A 424-nucleotide genomic window follows, 5' to 3' on the forward strand; every position below is an offset into this window, starting at 1 on the left:
TTCCTCCTGGTCGTGCGTGACCATCACGCAGGTCACGTCGACCTTCTCGATGATGTTCACGAGTTCGAGCTGGGTCTTCTGGCGGATCTTCTTGTCGAGCGCGGACATCGGCTCGTCGAGCAGCAGCAGCTTCGGGCGCTTCACGAGCGAGCGCGCCAGCGCCACGCGCTGCTGCTGGCCGCCCGACAGCTGGTGCGGCTTGCGCTGCGCGTACTTGCTCATCTGCACGAGCGCGAGCGCGTCGGCCACGCGTTCCTTGATCTCGTTCTTCGGCGTGCCTTCCTGCTTCAGGCCGAACGCGACGTTCGATTCGACCGACATGTGCGGGAACAGCGCGTACGACTGGAACATCATGTTCACCGGGCGGCGATACGGCGGCAGCGACGCGAGGTCTTCGCCGTCAACGTAGATCTTGCCGGAGGTG

Annotated in this window: 1 protein-coding gene; it reads right to left on the bottom strand. The window is 64.4% G+C overall.

Features of this window, described 5'->3' with window-relative positions; genetic code table 11:
- Positions 1 to 424, bottom strand: a 424-nt coding sequence (locus ACV22Z_RS35785) for an ABC transporter ATP-binding protein (RefSeq protein ID WP_448080950.1), incomplete at both ends; no start/stop codon positions are given.

Source organism: Burkholderia sp. PU8-34, from assembly GCF_053427725.1.